Raw genomic sequence first — 18,512 nt, 5'->3', positions numbered from 1 at the left:
GGTCGAGTAGGCGGGGCCTTTCCTTCGTGGATTGTGCCCCTACCCCTCACAGATCCGTACGTGCGCAATTTACGCATACGGCTCTTCACCCCATCGTTCACAATTGGCCTTAATCGTAGATATTGACGTAGATCCGCGGCTTAGGTAGCCTGAATTCGTTTAGCACTTCGTAGAACCTCTCCCAGGTGAAACTCCTGCGCTGACTTCTGCGGTTTAGCCATGTATAGATCAAGTCGAGCGTTTGCATGTAATAGGTTTTTATTTTCTCCGAGTTATCCGTGATTCCATAGTATCGGTAGTGTCCCGACAGTTTGGACCGGATGACGCCTAGGAAATCCTCCTGCTTCATGTGGCGATTCCACCTGACCCAGCTCTTCATGGCTCTGACCTTCTGTCTGAATTTCTTCCCACTCGTTTTACGCTTTACCCGGAAGGTTCCTTTTCGGCTCTTGGCGCAGTAGTGCGTGAAGCCTAGGAAATCGAATGTTTTCGGTTTCCCTTCGCCCTTCCTCCGTGATTCTGCTTCCGCAAAACGACCGAACGCGATGATTTTCGTCTTCTCTTCCGCAATGCTTAACCCGAATTTCTCCAGCCGGAGCACAAGTGCGGTATAGAAGCGTTCTGCATCTTCTTTGTACTGGAAGCAGCATACAAAATCATCGGCGAAGCGCACCATTTCGGCTTGCCCCCCGCACTGCTTCCTCACCGTCACGGTAAACCATAGGTCAAGGACATAGTGCAGGTAGACGTTGGCTAGCAGGGGCGACACCACCGAACCTTGGGGAGTTCCTTCCTCCGTCGGTTCAAAGTGTCCATCCTCCTGAATACCTGCTTTCAGCATCCGTCTCACCAGCCGGTGGATGTTTGGATCTCCGATTCGCAGTTCGAGGAATTTCATCAGCCATTCGTGATTTACATGGTTGAAGAAGCCGGAGATGTCTGCATCGACGACATAGCTGGTTTTTCCCTGCTCGATGACCCGGTTTAGATGTTTCAGCGCACTGTGCATGTTTCGGTTCGGGCGAAATCCATACGAGAAATCCATGAAGTCTTGTTCATAAATGGCTTCCAGTACTCTTTTCAGCGCATGTTGCACCAGTTTGTCTTCATACGCAGGAATTCCTAGGGGCCGCATGTTTTTCCCGTCCTTTGGGATGTACACTCTTCTCGCGGGCTGAGGTCTGTAGCTTCTTCGCTTTAACCGGTCCACCAGGTGTGTTACATTCGCTTCCACGTTGGCTTCGTACGTCTCTTTGGTCGATCCATCGACTCCGGTTGCCTTTCCCGGTTTCATCTCTTTGTGACTTCTCTTTAATGCTTCTGTGTCAATGAGATGTCCGATGGAGTTGAACCGTAACTTCGGATCTGCTTTGGCCATTTCTGCTATTCTTGTTAATTTCGTTTCCATTTTTTTTTCCCACCTCTGTGTGTGGCCAATGTGTCCTTACCAAGATTGATGGGGTGTCGCCTGCCTTTCCTCCGCCCCCATTACAGGGGTTTCACAGGTCTTATGCGGCAATCCGACTCCCTGAACGCCGTTTGACATTCTTACGTGTTACGGCTTGTTTGCCATACTCCTGCAAAGGTTCCTAAATAGTACTTCTCTCGCAGAAGAGCGTCAGGGTCTCCCGAGTTGCTGAGTAACCATGGGTATACATGCCTGGCTCTTCGACCCCGGGGAAGCTCCTCCATCCTCGCCTTTTTTTTTTTTTTTCGGCTGGAGTCATGTTGTCTTCCGGGAAAGTGAGCCCGTCGACCTTCCCGTTTGCTGCATTTCGAGGCTCCATCACTTTCAGGCCTGCATCCTAACTGTCTACGCTTAAACGGCAGGGTTACCCTTGCCGCTCCAAGACTCGCTATTGGTGGCGTGGCTTTCGCCTTTCCAAGCAGGGGTTCCACCTGCTAAGTTACTCAACCTAGGCTCGGTCGCTCCACTTTTTACAGGAATTCTTTAAAAAAGTTACGGGCTAGATGGCGTAAAGTAAGTTGTGTACCAAGATTTGGAGCCTAGTCAGGCACCAAAAAAGTAGGGTATCCTCGGGATTGCGAAACCACCAAGGAGGAACCCTACCAATGAATATTTTACCCGAAAGTTCTCTGAATAATCTATTTGAAAAACTTGTTAAAGATTTTGTGAAAGACAACATGGAACGCCTGTTGCGCGCCGAAATCCAGGGGTTTATGGACAGTGAAGAAGCCGGTGCCAGCAATAGTCGCAACGGCTACTATACGCGAGATTTACACACGAAATACGGCCATATCGAGGATCTTCAGGTGCCCCGGGACCGCCAAAGCCTTTTCCAGACGCAGTTGTTTGAGCCGTACCAGCGGCGGGACGGATGGTTAGAAGAGGCCGTTATCCAAATGTATAAATCGGGCATGGGTACGCGGGATGTGGCCCGGTTCATTGAAAGTATGTTTGGCAGCCACTACTCCCCAACGACGGTCAGCAATATTACGGCTACAGTGCTGGACGATATCCACCAGTGGCAAAAGCGGCCACTGAGCAAACGGTACTCCGTCATCTACTTAGATGGGCTGTACGTGAAGCTGAAACGGGGCACGGTTCGTGGTGAAGTGGTCTACTTTGCGATGGGAATTGACGAGGAGGGACAGCGTCAAATTCTCGGGTTCTACGTGGGTGGCCAAGAGAGTTCAAATGGCTGGCGGGAGGTACTCAAAGACCTGTACGACCGCGGAGCGCAGGAAGTCCTGCTGGGTGTGTTTGACGGGCTACCGGGACTGGATGCGGCGTTTAAAGAGACCTATCCTCAGGCGGATGTACAGCATTGCGTAGTGCACAAAGTGCGGGCCACGTTTCATAAAATTCGGGTGGAGCACAAAACCGATGTCATGGAGGCGTTGAAAACCGTATATACGGCACCGGATGAAGTGGTAGCCCGGGCTAACTTTGATACGGTCAAAGCGAAGTGGAACAAGCTGTATCCGAAGGAAATGAGGTCCTGGGAGGAACAGTTATCCACACTCCTGACGTTCTACAACTATCCGCTGTCGATCCGTAAAGCGATCTACACGTCGAACCCCATCGAGCGGATGAACAAGGAAATCCGCAAGCGTCTGAAACCGATGAACAGTCTGACAAACATGGATGCCGCAGAGAAAATCGTGTACCTGGAGATGCTGGAATACAATGAACGTCATGCAGGGCGGGTCGCCCAAGGCTTTGGAGTGGATGCCGTTAAAAAGAAGCTAAAAGAGCTATTCGAAACACGCTACCCCTCTTTGCCCACACCGGAAGAGGCATAGCAGAGAAATCCAGTTTCTGGGGGTCGAGGTTCCCCCTCCCCCCAGAAACACTACATCCCAACCCGTAACCCGGGGGAGGCACTTCTACTCTTTTACACAAACTTCTTGACGCTACCACGGGCTACGCTACATTGTTGCATTATTTGCACAAATTTCGGTGGTTATAGCAAGTTAGCGCTGAATTTGTTGCATTTCGTGCAGGATTTCAGCATAGACCGCTTCTACGGGGCAGCATTGTTGCACTTCTTGCAGGATTTCTTTATAAATGTTACTGGCTGTGAAGAATGGGACCCATCCCTCGGCGCAGCAGCACCTATTGTGTTCAGATTTCCTAAAAATACAAAAAGACCACTGTCGAGTAATCAACAGTGGTCTTGTGTGCTTGGCAACGTCCTACTCTCCCAGGACCCTTCGGTCCAAGTACCATCGGCGCTGGAGGGCTTAACGGTCGTGTTCGGGATGGGTACGTGTGGAACCCCTCCGCTATCGCCACCAAACGGATTTTTTCCGGTCGGCTTACTCCCTGAACTTCTTCAGGAAAATAATCAACCTTCCAAAATAATCGCTACAGAAAATATCAAACCATCGGTTTAACTTCCTGCCAGGCTTGATCGCCTGAAAACTGAATCCGAAACGAATCTGCGAATTATTTTTTGGATAAGCCCTCGACCGATTAGTATTGGTCAGCTCCATGCATTGCTGCACTTCCACCTCCAACCTATCTACCTCGTCGTCTTCAAGGGGTCTTACATACTGGGAAATCTCATCTTGAGGGGGGCTTCACGCTTAGATGCTTTCAGCGCTTATCCCGTCCGTACGTAGCTACTCAGCCATGCTCCTGGCGGAACAACTGATGCACCAGCGGTACGTCCATCCCGGTCCTCTCGTACTAAGGACAGCTCCTCTCAAATTTCCTGCGCCCACGACAGATAGGGACCGAACTGTCTCACGACGTTCTGAACCCAGCTCGCGTACCGCTTTAATGGGCGAACAGCCCAACCCTTGGGACCTACTTCAGCCCCAGGATGCGATGAGCCGACATCGAGGTGCCAAACCTCCCCGTCGATGTGGACTCTTGGGGGAGATAAGCCTGTTATCCCCAGGGTAGCTTTTATCCGTTGAGCGATGGCCCTTCCATGCGGTACCACCGGATCACTAAGTCCGACTTTCGTCCCTGCTCGACTTGTAGGTCTCGCAGTCAAGCTCCCTTATGCCTTTGCACTCTGCGAATGATTTCCAACCATTCTGAGGGAACCTTTGAACGCCTCCGTTACTCTTTAGGAGGCGACCGCCCCAGTCAAACTGCCCGCCTGACACGGTCCCCGTACCCGATAAGGGCACCAGGTTAGAACCTAGATACGATCAGGGTGGTATCCCAACGGCGCCTCCGCAGAAGCTTGCGCTCCTGCCTCCACGGCTCCCACCTATCCTGTACAGATCGTACCCAAATTCAATATCAAGCTGCAGTAAAGCTCCATGGGGTCTTTCCGTCTTGTCGCGGGTAACCTGCATCTTCACAGGTATTAAAATTTCACCGGATCTCTCGTTGAGACAGCGCCCAAGTCGTTACGCCATTCGTGCGGGTCAGAATTTACCTGACAAGGAATTTCGCTACCTTAGGACCGTTATAGTTACGGCCGCCGTTTACTGGGGCTTCGGTTCACAGCTTCGGGTTTAACCCCTAACCGCTCCCCTTAACCTTCCAGCACCGGGCAGGCGTCAGCCCGTATACTTCGCCTTGCGGCTTCGCACAGACCTGTGTTTTTGCTAAACAGTCGCTTGGGCCTTTTCACTGCGGCCCCCTCGGGCTATTCACCCTACCGAGGCACCCCTTCTCCCGAAGTTACGGGGTCATTTTGCCGAGTTCCTTAACGAGAGTTCTTCCGCGCGCCTTAGAATTCTCTTCTCGCCTACCTGTGTCGGTTTGCGGTACGGGCACCTTCTCCTGGCTAGAGGCTTTTCTTGGCAGTGTGAGATCATGACCTTCGCTACTATAATTTTCGCTCCCCATCACAGCCCAGCCTTAACGATGTGCGGATTTGCCTGCACACCAGCCTCACTGCTTAGACGGACATCCATCAGTCCGCGTCACTACCCTCCTGCGTCACCCCATCGCTCATAGCGGATTACGGTGGTACAGTAATTTCAAACTGTTGTCCTTCGACTACGCCTGTCGGCCTCGCCTTAGGTCCCGACTTACCCTGAGCGGACGAGCCTTCCTCAGGAAACCTTGGGCTTTCGGCGGATCAGATTCTCACTGATCTTTTCGTTACTCATACCGGCATTCTCACTTGTATGCTGTCCAGCGCTCCTTACGGTACACCTTCAACCCACATACAACGCTCCCCTACCCCAGATGCAAAGCATCTAGCCATAGCTTCGGTGGTGTGTTTAGCCCCGTTACATTTTCGGCGCAGAGTCACTCGACCAGTGAGCTATTACGCACTCTTTCAATGGTGGCTGCTTCTAAGCCAACATCCTGGTTGTCTGTGCAACTCCACATCCTTTCCCACTTAACACACACTTGGGGACCTTAGCTGATGGTCTGGGCTGTTTCCCTTTTGACAATGGATCTTAGCACTCACTGTCTGACTCCCGGCAAGAAGTAAATGGCATTCGGAGTTTGACTGAGCTTGGTAACCCTTGCGGGCCCCGCACCCAATCAGTGCTCTACCTCCACCACTCCATTCACCGAGGCTAGCCCTAAAGCTATTTCGGGGAGAACCAGCTATCTCCGAGTTCGATTGGAATTTCTCCGCTACCCCCACCTCATCCCCGCATTTTTCAACATGCGTGGGTTCGGGCCTCCAGTGCGTGTTACCGCACCTTCACCCTGGACAGGGGTAGATCACACGGTTTCGGGTCTACGTCCACATACTAAATCGCCCTATTCAGACTCGCTTTCGCTGCGGCTCCGGCTTCTCACCTTAACCTTGCATGTTAAACGTAACTCGCCGGTTCATTCTACAAAAGGCACGCCATCACCCATAGAAAGGGCTCTGACTTTTTGTAAGCACACGGTTTCAGGTTCTATTTCACTCCCCTTCCGGGGTGCTTTTCACCTTTCCCTCACGGTACTGTTTCACTATCGGTCGCCAGGTAGTATTTAGCCTTAGCAGATGGTCCTGCTGGATTCATACGGGGTTTCACGTGCCCCGCACTACTCGGGATCCGTCTCGGAGAGAACACAGTTTAGGCTACAGGGCTTTTACCTCTATCGCGGGCCTTTCCAGACCTCTTCGCCTACCATATTCCTTTGTAACTCCATGTGAGACGTCCCACAACCCCAAGAGGCAAGCCCCTTGGTTTAGGCTGTTCCGCGTTCGCTCGCCGCTACTGACGGAATCACTATTGTTTTCTCTTCCTCAGGGTACTTAGATGTTTCAGTTCCCCTGGTCTGCCTCTGCATTTCCTATGTATTCAGAAATGAGTAACTGCGAATTACCACAGCTGGGTTTCCCCATTCGGACACCCCCGGATCAAAGCTTGCTTACAGCTCCCCGAGGCAGTTTCGTTGTTCGCCACGTCCTTCGTCGGCTCCTGGCGCCTAGGCATCCTCCGTGTGCTCTTAGTAGCTTAACCAATGTGTTTCCCCTAAGGAAAATCACGGTAGCAACTAATAACTATTTCCACTTGCTTACACAAGTTTCAGCTAAAAGATGTTCTAAAACGCAAATTCGTTTCGGTATCCAGTTTTCAAGGATCAAGTTGCTTACTTGAGAGCTTAAACTCTCAAAACTGACCAACGAGTGAGTAACTAGCCGACCGGCTAGATTTAAGATTTGAATGTCTTCATTGCAGAAGACGATTCTCCATAGAAAGGAGGTGATCCAGCCGCACCTTCCGATACGGCTACCTTGTTACGACTTCACCCCAATCATCTACCCCACCTTCGGCGGCTGGCTCCCTTGCGGGTTACCCCACCGACTTCGGGTGTTGTAAACTCTCGTGGTGTGACGGGCGGTGTGTACAAGACCCGGGAACGTATTCACCGCGGCATGCTGATCCGCGATTACTAGCAATTCCGACTTCATGCAGGCGAGTTGCAGCCTGCAATCCGAACTGAGACCGGCTTTGCTGGGATTGGCTCCACCTCGCGGCTTCGCTTCCCGTTGTACCGGCCATTGTAGTACGTGTGTAGCCCAGGTCATAAGGGGCATGATGATTTGACGTCATCCCCACCTTCCTCCGGTTTGTCACCGGCAGTCACTCTAGAGTGCCCAGCTTCACCTGCTGGCAACTAAAGTCAAGGGTTGCGCTCGTTGCGGGACTTAACCCAACATCTCACGACACGAGCTGACGACAACCATGCACCACCTGTCTCAACTTTCCCCGAAGGGCACCTGATGCATCTCTGCTTCGTTAGTTGGATGTCAAGACCTGGTAAGGTTCTTCGCGTTGCTTCGAATTAAACCACATACTCCACTGCTTGTGCGGGTCCCCGTCAATTCCTTTGAGTTTCAGTCTTGCGACCGTACTCCCCAGGCGGAGTGCTTACTGTGTTAACTTCGGCACCAAGGGTATCGAAACCCCTAACACCTAGCACTCATCGTTTACGGCGTGGACTACCAGGGTATCTAATCCTGTTTGCTCCCCACGCTTTCGCGCCTCAGCGTCAGTTACAGCCCAGAAAGTCGCCTTCGCCACTGGTGTTCCTCCACATATCTACGCATTTCACCGCTACACGTGGAATTCCACTTTCCTCTTCTGTACTCAAGTCACCCAGTTTCCAGTGCGACCTCAGGTTGAGCCCAAGGTTTAAACACCAGACTTAAATAACCGCCTGCGCGCGCTTTACGCCCAATAATTCCGGACAACGCTTGCCCCCTACGTATTACCGCGGCTGCTGGCACGTAGTTAGCCGGGGCTTTCTTCTCAGGTACCGTCACTCCGGCAGCAGTTACTCTACCGGACGTTCTTCCCTGGCAACAGAGCTTTACGATCCGAAAACCTTCATCACTCACGCGGCATTGCTCCGTCAGGCTTGCGCCCATTGCGGAAGATTCCCTACTGCTGCCTCCCGTAGGAGTCTGGGCCGTGTCTCAGTCCCAGTGTGGCCGTTCACCCTCTCAGGTCGGCTACGCATCGTCGCCTTGGTGGGCCGTTACCCCACCAACTAGCTAATGCGCCGCAGGCCCATCCCCAAGCAGCAGATTGCTCCGCCTTTCATTCTCTCCTCAGGAGAAAAAAGAAATTATCCGGTATTAGCTACCGTTTCCGGTAGTTATCCCAGGCTTGAGGGCAGGTTGCCTACGTGTTACTCACCCGTCCGCCGCTAAGTCTGAAAGGAAGCAAGCTTCCTCTCAAACTCCGCTCGACTTGCATGTATTAGGCATGCCGCCAGCGTTCGTCCTGAGCCAGGATCAAACTCTCCAAATTGGTATTTAGAAAGAGCGATTGCTCATTTTGAAACATCTGACGAGAATTTACATTCTCATTTTTGGATCTCGCCGAAGCGATCTCCGATACTCACTCGTTGTTCAGTTTTCAAAGATCAAGCTCGTTGTCAGTGTCGATCAGCTCGTCACCAGCAACTTTTATAATATAACATGGATCAGACAACTATGCAACTATTATTTCAAAAGTTCTTGCTGAAGCAATACCATCAGCTCTTCCGCAGTATCCCAAACCAGAGGACGTATCTCCTGAAGATGGATCCTTAATGTATCTGCCTCATCGCTTCTGACTGTCCAGATTACCGGAATATTCAGTCCAAGCGCATAGCCCGCTGCCAGATACACCTCAGATGACTGGCCTGTGAGGTCCGCAATAACCAGCTTACTGTCCGCCACAGGCTCCAGCGAATTCGCAGCTTCGTTCTTGCTGGCAAGCAAACGGGGGAAATAGCCCAACTGCTCGATTTTGGCCCACAGCTTGTCCTGCCACTCCGCCTGCAGCTTCTCATCATCCGGCAGAAGAACGGTGCATTGCTGTAAGGTCCGGCCTCCTGAGGCAGCCACTGCTTCCTCCCACCCCAGGGAGGTCAATGTGAAGTTCATGCCTTCCCGGACTAACAGATTCTCACCTTGCAGCCTGTCAATAATATAGACCAGCTCCTGCAGATTGGGAGAGTATGTCAGATTGTAGCTGCGGGACAGGGGATGAATCACTACGGGCTCCCCGGGGCCACTACAATGCCTATATAGATACTGCAACAGCCGAGCTCCTTTATCCTCAGCCGTTACCGGAATACCCGGGGCATTCACAATATCCTCCAGATCGCCGAACGCAAGGATCACCTTCTCGCCACAATCCGTCTTTTCGCGGATATAACCTGAGATCAGATGCAGCATGTCCCGCTTCTGCTGGAACGAGAGCGCAAGAATTGATTCATAGCTGTCTCTAAGCAGGCCGTAGCTTCCGCCAGGAGAGCAGGAGCAGTCGATATACTGATCGTACTCACCGTCTGCTGTAATGCGGACAATCTGATCGCAGAATGCACAATGTTTCTTTTGCATAATTATCACCTCTTCAGAATAGCAGTCCCCCTACCTTACCAAGAATGTATTGAAAAGTGGACCGGAAATTCCTTCCTCCCCGACAGCTTGACATGCCTGATTTCGGAATTATGCCAAGGAGATTGCCGAAGCGGAGCATTCGAATTTCACTACATTTTAATTAAACCGCCAGCAGCTCAAGCTTAGATTTCCATACTGATAACTCCGGTGAAGCAGCTGCGCATTACGCCCCGGGTCTCCCGCTCCCATAGCGATGAGCAGCGGAATAAAGTGCTCACTCGTCGGGACCGCCATCTCCGCATAAGGAGCAAGCTCCTCGTATTGAAACAGCGCTTCTGTATCCCACGCTTCTACCTTCTCCTGAATCCAGCGATCGAACTGCTCGGCCCATCCGTTGATCTCATCCGAACTCCAGTTCAATCTCCGCAGATTATGAACGGTTCCCCCGCTGGCGATAATCAGCACATCCTGTTCACGCAGCTCCGCCAGCGCCTTGCCTATCTCATACTGCTGCGCATTAGGCAAGTCACGATTCACAGACATCGCCACAACCGGAATATCCGCTTCCGGGTAGAGGAGCTTCAGCACAGCCCATGCGCCGTGGTCGAGCCCTCTTTGTTCATCCCTGACATTCTTCACACCGCCCGCGGTCAAAAGCTTCTGAATCTGCTCCACGAGAGCCGGATCACCATGTGCGGGATACGTCATCTGGTACAGCTCATCCTGGAATCCGCCAAAGTCATAAATGGTATCATACGTTGCCGCCGCGCCCACTGACTGCACGGGTTCCTCCCAATGCGCTGAGAAGAGAACGATAGCTTTCGGTTTGGGCATATGGTCCTTGAACTCTTTTAACAGCTTGGTGTAGGCATTATCTTCAAGAACGATAGATGGAGCTCCGTGTGCAAAAAAATAGGAAGGCATCATAGTCAATCACTCCTTATTAGTGGTTAATGCGGCATCCTGCTTGAGCCATTGCAAGAAATCACGCTGGTTCTCTTCAGTTACGCCGTGGTCAGACGGATAGAGTCTGAAGTTCAACCGTTCGGTTTGCCCCTTCAGATAGGCGGCAGTCTCATGTCCAATGCTCACCGGGAACACCGAATCGTATTCACCATGTGAAGCGAAGACAGACACGTTCTTAAGGCTATGGAGCTTATACTCCATTTTCACAAATTCAGGAATATATCCATTCAGTGCTACAATCCCCTTCAGCTGATCCCCCATCGTAAGCGCAAGCGTCATAGACAGAATGGCCCCTTGGCTGAAGCCGAGCAAATAACGTTTGTCCGGATCGATCGGATACTGCTGCGCAGCATAGTGAATGAAGGTCTCAAGATCGCTGACAGCTTGGTCAAACATCTCGCGGATAGGGTTGCCCAGGCTTTTCAAATCATAATATTGATACCCCATACCCAGTGGCAGATTCCCGCGAACCCCGATAATAATGAACTCCTTAGCCAGCGGGGCCACCAGACCGAACATATTGCGCTCATCAGAGCCTTTGCCGTGAAAAGTAAAGATCACCGGGTATTTCCTGCCCTGCTCCAGCCCATCCGGTAAGTGAACATCATATGAATACTTAGGGTTCATCTTATTTCCCTCCATCCTGAAGATCACTTTTCAAATATTAGTTATAATAATATATTTTCTATATGAGTAATTTATCGCAATGCACATTGACTTGTCAACAATAAAATTGTTAATATGAAAATAAGTTTAGTATTACAAATATTATAGAGGTGTGAACCTATGGATATCGGCGCTACAATACGGGCAATTCGCAAGCGGAAAAATATCACCATCGCGCAAATCTGCGACACTACCGGCCTCTCCCAAGGCTTCATGAGCCAGGTCGAAACCAATAAGACCTCACCTTCCATCGCTACACTGGAGAATATCGCCCAGGCTCTGAAGGTTCCTCTTGCTTATTTGCTGCTAAAAAAAGAAGAACGCATGCAGATTGTCCGCAAGGATGAACGGAGAATCACCACCAGCGGCGCAGCTAAGCTAAAGGTTGAGCACCTCAGCTCCACCCAGAATGTACGCATGTCGATCGTCGAGTTCCCTCCCGGTGCCATGATTGGGGATGCCCCCCATGCGCATGAAGGGCAGGAGGTCCATGTCGTCATTAAAGGAACCATCTATGCGCAGCAAGGGGAAGATGGAGCTGAATTTACTGAGGGTGATTCCTTTAGCTGGAATGCCTGCACCCCCCATTCCGTCAAAAATACGGGAGAGGACACCGCGATTGTGCTAATCTCCATCTACACTGAAAGCGAAAACGGACAGGATGTCCTCTGAACAATCAAAAGCCCGTACTCTGGCCGGATAGGCGGAGTGCGGGCTTTTAATCACATATTCACTATCTCATTATATTCAGCATGCTTCTCAATCTCCGTCACGATCATCTGCTGATTGATCTCTTGTATCTTATAGGCCTTGGCCTGTTCTCTGGAGGAGATCACTTTATACCCATCATCTTTATAAATAATGGCGCAGTGATTCTCAATGGCTATGCCTGTTGTATCCATTCCCTTAACCATTTCCAAGAAATCTGCCTCGCGGTTGTCTTCATTATAATGAGGACAGTGAATCCCTGGTAAGATCCCCATCGCCTTCAATTTGATATAGATCTATTTCCCTTCATTATCGAACGCCTCTGAGTCACTATGACCGTATTCGTACCAGCAGATCGAACCCGCACTCATTCCTGACAGCACAACCCCCGAGTCGTACGCTTGCTTCAGCAAAATATCCACACCATGCTCCCGCCAGATGTCCAGCATCTTTCTCGTATTACCGCCACCCACATAGATTAAATCGGCGGATAAGATCATGTTTTCGATCTCTTCTGGTGCATATGTATTCTTCGTCAGTAGTAAATGCTGGACCTCACACCCTAAGCGGTCACCGTACACTAATTGAAAAGAGTCACAATACCCTTCCGCATCCATACTGGCTGTAGGAATGAACAACGCTTTGGGATTCTTTTTGTTCGTTAGATCTACAATCGTTTGATCGATTGCCAAAGTCTCCAATTCGCTAATCTCTCCTCCGCCAATCGCCACAATAATCCCCATCTTCATCACTCCTATTTATAATATTGAAGCAAAAAAAGAATACAAAAAAGTCCCGGATGCATTACGTCTTATTCAGACACACCGGGACTGACTTTGTTGTGAAAGTTATATAGGTTGGTTAAGATAATTCCCCCGCTGCCGCATCCCCTCAAACAGCAGGATCGTTGCGGCCATCGCGGCGTTCAGTGATTCGGCGCGGCCGGCCATCGGGATGAGGATGCTTTTGTCGACTAGACGGGCTGTCTCAGGTGAGATGCCTTGGCCTTCGCTGCCGATCAACAGCCACTGGCTGCCGTGAAAATCATGGGTGTAGCAAGAATCCTCCGCCGTCAGCGAGGTGCTGACCAGCAGCGCGCCGCGCTCCCGCGCCTGCGGCAGAATCGTGCCGAGCTCCCCCTCCACTACCGGGAGATGGAACATTGAGCCCATCGTAGACCGGATGGTCTTCGGATTGAAGAGGTCGGCGCAGCCTTGGCCGAGAATCACGCCGTCAGCACCGGCCGCATCCGCGCTGCGGATGATGGTGCCCACATTGCCGGGGTCCTGGACCCCGTCCAGCACCACAACCAGGCTCTCCTGCTTCGCCAGAATGGCCTCTATCCCCTTCTGCTCCTTCCGCACAATGGCGAACACCGGCTGCGGGGTGCCCGTGCTGCTGCACTTGGCAACCACCGCTGCCGACACGCCGATGACCTCCATACCCTGCACCGCCTGAAGCAGCGGCTTCAATTCAGACGGCATTCCTTTATCGAGGTCAAAGGCCAGGCATTCCACATCCGCTTCCGCCTGCAGCGCCTCCTGCACCAAATGAATGCCTTCTACGATATATTTACCGGACTTGTCGCGGTGCTTCTTCTCCTGCAGTCCGGCCCATTCCTTCACCCGCGTGTTCTGCGGCGACATAATTTCCATAGGGTCCTACCTTTCTGATGCTTACAGATTCCTATTGATAAGCCATTTCCAGCTTCGTCAGGTTATCCTTCCGTCCGACAATGACAAGGACATCACCATCGGTCAGGCGGTCCTCCGCTCTGGGGGATATATTCATTTCCTCGCCCTGACGGATCGCCATAACATTGCACCCATATTTGGCGCGTATGTCAAGCTCCTGCAGGTTCTTGCCCAGCATCGGTCCTGAGACCTTCATGTCGAGAATGCTGTACTCCGGTGACAGCTCGATGTAATCGAGGATGTTCGGAGAAGCGAGATGATGCGCCACCCGCATCCCCATGTCCCGCTCCGGGTAGATCACCTTATCTGCTCCGATTTTACCCAGCACCTTGCCGTGCAGCTCACTTTTGGCTTTGGCGATAATGGCAGGTACGCCCAGATCCTTCAAGATCAGCGTTGTCAGAATGCTGGCCTGAATATCCTCCCCGATGGCGACTACCACCACATCGAAGTTACGGATGCCAAGCGCACGCAGCGCCTCTTCATCCGTGGAGTCTGCAGATACGGCATGGGTCACAATATTGGAGATTTCCTGGGTGCGCTGTTCATCCGCATCAATGGCCAGCACCTCATAGCCCATCCCGCTGAGCGCCTTGGCCACACTTGAGCCGAAGCGGCCCATGCCGATGATCGCATACTGTTTTTTTGCCATTAAGCCTTGTCCCTCCCGCCCATATAATACATCTCACACAGTATAGCATAAGCCGTTATAAACTTGAATGTTCAGCGCTCCCGCAGGGCACCTTATAAGAAGGCTGCTTACCTGTCTAAGCCCCTGCTTTCGAAGTCAGTTTTGCGATGCTGATTCAGGAAGCAGATGCTCACAAAACTTTAAGGAGGCCGATTATGCCAGTCACCCTTGATTTGCGCCAGGCCATCATTCACAAGGTGCACGGCCAGTCCGAAGAAGGTCTGCGGGAGGTTATTGAGAATTCCGTGGACGGGCCGGAAGCCGCGCTTCCCGGACTGGGTGTCGTCTTTGAGATGATCTGGAAGGACCTCGACCCTGCGAAGCAGGACCGGGTTCTCTCTATGCTGCACAGACATCTGGACAAGCTTACCCCAGGGTCCATCACCTCCTAGAGGAGGCCCATCCCGTCAAAAACCTCCGCACCCCACCGTGCTGCTGCACAGGTGGAGCCGGAGGTTTTTTATAGCCTAATTGTACATATGCTTAACTGTTCATCTTACTTCTATTACACCCATCAAGGTGCAGTCTCCAGGAACTTCGCGGTCGGATTCTTCTCCATCGCGGTCCGCATAGCGTATTCGTTCTCGAACAGCACTACGTAATTACCCTTTTTGTCCGTAACCAAAGTGGAGTTGATCCGGAACTTGCTGGCATCCGGCTTGTTCTCATCCACGATCCAGCGTGCGAACTGGTAGCTCATGCGCTGAAGCTGCACGTCCACGCCATACTCACCCTTCATGCGGTATTCGAACACCTCGAACTGCAGCTGTCCGACTACACCCAGCAGAATATCGTCGAAGTTGACGGTACGGAACACCTGGATCATACCCTCTTCGGTCAGCTGGTCGATCCCCTTCTGGAATTGCTTCGACTTCAGTGCATTCTTGATGGTGACTTTGGAGAAAATCTCCGGCGAGAAGGTCGGCAGCTCATCGAATTCGATATCTCCGGCCTGACTGAGCGTGTCGCCAATCCGGAAGATGCCCGGGTCGAACAGACCGATAATATCCCCCGGATACGCCTCTTCAACAATGTCCCGGTCCTGGGCAAGGAACTGCTGCGGCTGGGATAGCTTGATGTCTTTGCCGGCACGTACATGCTTCACACTCATCCCGCGCTCGAACTTGCCGGACACGATACGCAGGAAAGCGATACGGTCGCGGTGTGCGGGATTCATGTTCGCCTGAATTTTGAATACATAGCCAGTGAATTTCTCATTCGTCGGTTCTACAGCACCTGCTGTACTGCGGCGTGGTTCAGGCTTCGGCGCAAGCTCCAGGAAATTATCCAGGAACGTCTGCACACCGAAGTTGTTGATAGCACTGCCGAAGAATACCGGAGTAATCTCCCCGCGCAGCACCTTCTCATAGTCAAAAGGATCGCCCGCTACATCCAGCAGCTCCAGATCCGCGCATAGCTGATCATGCAGGTACTCCCCCGCCATCTCACGGATAATCGGGTCGCGGTAGCTCTCCACCTTCTGTACTTTAATTACGGAATGGTCATCGCCCTGGAACAGCTCAACCTGATTCTTCATCCGGTCATAGACGCCGCACAGCTCACGGCCCATCCCAATCGGCCAGTTCATCGGCACCGAGCGGATGCCCAGCACATTCTCCAGCTCCTCCATCAGATCAAACGGGCTGCGGCCTTCGCGGTCCAGCTTATTAATGAAGGTGAAGATCGGAATGCCGCGCTTCGCGCAGACCTGGAACAGCTTGATGGTCTGTGTCTCCACACCCTTGGCTACGTCGATCAGCATGACCGCGCTATCAGCCGCAGTGAGCGTACGATAGGTGTCTTCACTGAAATCCTGGTGACCCGGAGTATCCAGAATGTTCACCCGGTGGTCCAGGTAATCAAACTGCATCACAGAGGACGTAACCGAGATTCCGCGCTGCTTCTCAATTTCCATCCAGTCACTGGTGGCGTGCTTGCTTGCCTTACGGGCTTTGACTGTACCTGCCAGACGGATGGCACCTCCGAAGAGCAGCAGTTTCTCTGTCAGTGTAGTTTTACCCGCATCCGGGTGGGAAATAATCGCAAAGGTTCTGCGTTTGTCGACTTCACTCTGAAGCTTATGGTCCGTTGCTTTATTCATTGCACATATCCCTTCATCTATAAATTCATGCTTACTCCTGCCTCTATTACCGGATCAATCAAATCGGACTATTCATGGATTCAGATCCTTTCCTTAGAGAATCAACAGAGAATCAACGTCTATTTCTTGAACGTAACGTTTACCATGTATAGGATCATCTATAGCGCTAGGCTTAGAAATCTTTATGTTGAAAGCATCCTTCTCAGTATAGCAAAATCCGGCAGAGATTATCTACAAAAAAGCGCCTGTAGTGAAATATCTTGTAATATAAATTCACGATTCATCAAAAAGATCCCCCCGCAGGCGAGATGCAGGAGGATCTGTAACAGTTCTTCTTCAGGGACTAGCGGTTAACCTGCCAGACCACATTGTCTTCATCCTGGCCGTTGACCGGCCACCAGTGGAAGCCTTCTCCGGCAAGCAATTGGTCGGCTTCAACCGGGCCCCAGGAGCCCGCAGGATAGGAAGCCAAGTCGTTGCTCTCTTCCTTCCACGCCTTGGCAATCCGGTCCACGAAGGACCAGGCCGAGGACACTTCATCCCAGCGGGTGAAGTAGGTGGAATCGCCGCGTGCAGCATCATGCAACAGACGCTCATACGCCTCCGGCGAGTTGATGCCGATCATGCAGCTCTGGCAGAAATCCATGGCCAGCGGCTGAATCTCGGATTCCGAGCCCGGCTTCTTCGCATTGATCTTCACGTAGATGCCTTCCATCGGATTGACGCGGATGACGAGCAGGTTCGGCTCGAGCTTGTGCTTCTGGCCCAAGTAGACGTTGGTCGGCATTCCTTTGAATTCTACAACCACTTCGGTGGTCTTCACAGGCAGGCGTTTGCCGGTACGGATATAGAAAGGAACTCCAGCCCAGCGGAAGTTATCCACGAACACACGGGCTGCGAAATACGTCTCTGTATTCGATTCCGGGTCCACTTTGTCTTCCTGGCGGTAAGCCGGAAGCGTCTTGCCCTTGTAGAGACCTTGAGTGTATTGGCCGCGGACTACGTTCTCGCGAACTTCATCAGCGGTCGCATAAGGACGCAGCGAACGTAGAACCTTGACCTTCTCATCACGGATATCTTCAGCCAGCAGACGGCTAGGCGGTTCCATAGCGATCATCGTCAGCAGCTGCAAAATATGGTTCTGGCCCATATCGCGCAGCGCCCCCGCATGATCGTAATACCCGCCGCGTTCTTCCACGCCCACCGTCTCGCCGAGTGTAATCTGAATGTTGGCGATATGCTTGTTGTTCCACAATGGCTCAAAGAAGGCATTGGCGAACCGGATCACTTCAATATTCTGAACCATTTCCTTACCCAGGTAGTGGTCAATCCGGTAGATCTCCTCTTCCTTGAAGACCTGACGGATCTGTTCGTTCAGTTCCTCAGCGGATTCGAGATTATAGCCGAACGGCTTCTCGATGACCAGACGGTTCCAGCCTCTGGCCTGCAGCATCCCGCCTGCCTTGAGGTTGAAGGATACGCTGCCGAACAGCTCAGGCGCAAGCGCCAGATAGAACATACGGTTGCCCGGAATATGGAATTTCTCTTCCAGACGCTCCGTCTGCTCATTCAGCTCACGGAAGCCGTCAATATTATTGATGTCGAGTGACTTGTATTCAAAATGCTGTACGAACTCGTTCCATTCCGCAGCATCACCTGCCTGATAACGGCAGAACTCGCGGATGGATTCTTTCACATCTTCCCGGAACTCATCCTGGGTACGGGGACGCCGAGCCACGCCAATGACCGCAAAATCTTGGGTCAGCTTGCCTTCACGGTACAAACTGTAAATCGCCGGGAAAAGCTTACGCCGGGCCAGATCTCCGGTTGCACCGAAGATAAAGAATACAGCACCGGGTGTATGCAGTGCATCAAGGGTTTGATTTTCAGCCATGGCTCCTCATCTCTCTGTATGTAATATAGTTGACATTCATTCTCATCGCCTGGTATGAAACAACATA

11 protein-coding genes, 3 rRNA genes and 1 pseudogene are annotated in these 18,512 nt (G+C 51.8%); 3 read left to right on the top strand and 12 right to left on the bottom strand.

The genetic code is table 11. The annotated features are described in order from the left end of the window. Nucleotides 1-109 precede the first annotated feature (109 nt). On the bottom strand, nt 110-1,408 hold the full coding sequence (gene ltrA, locus MKY64_RS33330; RefSeq protein WP_340950427.1) for a group II intron reverse transcriptase/maturase: 1,299 nt from the start codon (nt 1,406-1,408) through the stop codon (nt 110-112). A gap of 665 nt (nt 1,409-2,073) precedes the next feature. On the opposite strand from ltrA, the gene MKY64_RS33325 reads away from it, so the two are divergent. Beyond that, entirely contained in the window at nt 2,074-3,267 is a 1,194-nt protein-coding gene (locus tag MKY64_RS33325; protein ID WP_340958357.1) for an IS256 family transposase, read from the top strand. A 380-nt stretch (nt 3,268-3,647) separates the two neighbouring features. On the opposite strand, the gene rrf is transcribed toward MKY64_RS33325, so the two are convergent. From rrf to MKY64_RS33295, 6 genes are all read right to left on the bottom strand, one after another. After that, nucleotides 3,648-3,764 (bottom strand): 5S ribosomal RNA (gene rrf / locus MKY64_RS33320). Between the two features lie 156 nt (nt 3,765-3,920). Next, nucleotides 3,921-6,849: ribosomal RNA gene (locus MKY64_RS33315) — 23S ribosomal RNA — on the bottom strand. Nucleotides 6,850-7,085: 236 nt separating this feature from the next. Then, nucleotides 7,086-8,646, bottom strand: a 16S ribosomal RNA gene (locus MKY64_RS33310). Together the 16S, 23S and 5S rRNA genes form the textbook arrangement of a ribosomal RNA operon. 194 nt (nt 8,647-8,840) lie before the next feature. After that, complete coding sequence (locus MKY64_RS33305) at nt 8,841-9,725, bottom strand: hypothetical protein (protein ID WP_340958356.1); 885 nt, start codon at nt 9,723-9,725, stop codon at nt 8,841-8,843. A gap of 156 nt (nt 9,726-9,881) precedes the next feature. Continuing rightward, entirely contained in the window at nt 9,882-10,652 is a 771-nt protein-coding gene (locus MKY64_RS33300; protein ID WP_340958354.1) for a dioxygenase family protein, read from the bottom strand. Nucleotides 10,653-10,658: 6 nt separating this feature from the next. Further along, nucleotides 10,659-11,318 carry an alpha/beta hydrolase gene (locus tag MKY64_RS33295; protein ID WP_340958352.1) on the bottom strand — a complete coding sequence of 220 codons (660 nt, stop codon included), beginning with the start codon at nt 11,316-11,318 and terminating at the stop codon, nt 10,659-10,661. Between the two features lie 159 nt (nt 11,319-11,477). Here MKY64_RS33295 and MKY64_RS33290 point away from each other — a divergent pair, with 159 nt between their 5' ends. Then, nucleotides 11,478-12,029, top strand: coding sequence for a helix-turn-helix domain-containing protein (locus MKY64_RS33290; protein WP_340958351.1), 552 nt, complete (start codon nt 11,478-11,480; stop codon nt 12,027-12,029). Nucleotides 12,030-12,079: 50 nt separating this feature from the next. Here the strand turns inward: MKY64_RS33290 and MKY64_RS33285 are convergent. The 3 genes and pseudogenes from MKY64_RS33285 to MKY64_RS33275 all read right to left on the bottom strand — a co-directional run bounded on the left by MKY64_RS33285 (nt 12,080) and on the right by MKY64_RS33275 (nt 14,411). Beyond that, nucleotides 12,080-12,808: pseudogene (locus MKY64_RS33285) on the bottom strand (Type 1 glutamine amidotransferase-like domain-containing protein). Between the two features lie 105 nt (nt 12,809-12,913). Beyond that, a complete protein-coding gene (locus MKY64_RS33280) occupies nt 12,914-13,720 on the bottom strand; it encodes a TrmH family RNA methyltransferase (RefSeq protein ID WP_340958349.1) in 807 nt (268 codons plus the stop codon). Between the two features lie 31 nt (nt 13,721-13,751). Beyond that, nucleotides 13,752-14,411 carry a potassium channel family protein gene (locus MKY64_RS33275; RefSeq protein ID WP_036700269.1) on the bottom strand — a complete coding sequence of 220 codons (660 nt, stop codon included), beginning with the start codon at nt 14,409-14,411 and terminating at the stop codon, nt 13,752-13,754. Nucleotides 14,412-14,605: 194 nt separating this feature from the next. Here MKY64_RS33275 and MKY64_RS33270 point away from each other — a divergent pair, with 194 nt between their 5' ends. After that, nucleotides 14,606-14,842 (top strand): small acid-soluble spore protein SspI, encoded by a 237-nt coding sequence (locus tag MKY64_RS33270; protein ID WP_036700271.1) that lies wholly within the window; start codon nt 14,606-14,608, stop codon nt 14,840-14,842. A gap of 122 nt (nt 14,843-14,964) precedes the next feature. On the opposite strand, the gene MKY64_RS33265 is transcribed toward MKY64_RS33270, so the two are convergent. Both MKY64_RS33265 and zwf read right to left on the bottom strand, forming a co-directional pair. After that, nucleotides 14,965-16,551, bottom strand: coding sequence for a peptide chain release factor 3 (locus MKY64_RS33265; RefSeq protein WP_076082003.1), 1,587 nt, complete (start codon nt 16,549-16,551; stop codon nt 14,965-14,967). Nucleotides 16,552-16,894: 343 nt separating this feature from the next. Next, on the bottom strand, nt 16,895-18,445 hold the full coding sequence (gene zwf / locus MKY64_RS33260; protein ID WP_036731156.1) for a glucose-6-phosphate dehydrogenase: 1,551 nt from the start codon (nt 18,443-18,445) through the stop codon (nt 16,895-16,897). Nucleotides 18,446-18,512 lie beyond the last annotated feature (67 nt).

This window comes from Paenibacillus sp. FSL R7-0210 (assembly GCF_038009085.1).
In the GTDB taxonomy this organism is placed as follows: Bacteria; Bacillota; Bacilli; order Paenibacillales; family Paenibacillaceae; genus Paenibacillus_AQ; species Paenibacillus_AQ silagei.
This window is presented reverse-complemented; position numbering and strand designations above follow the sequence as displayed.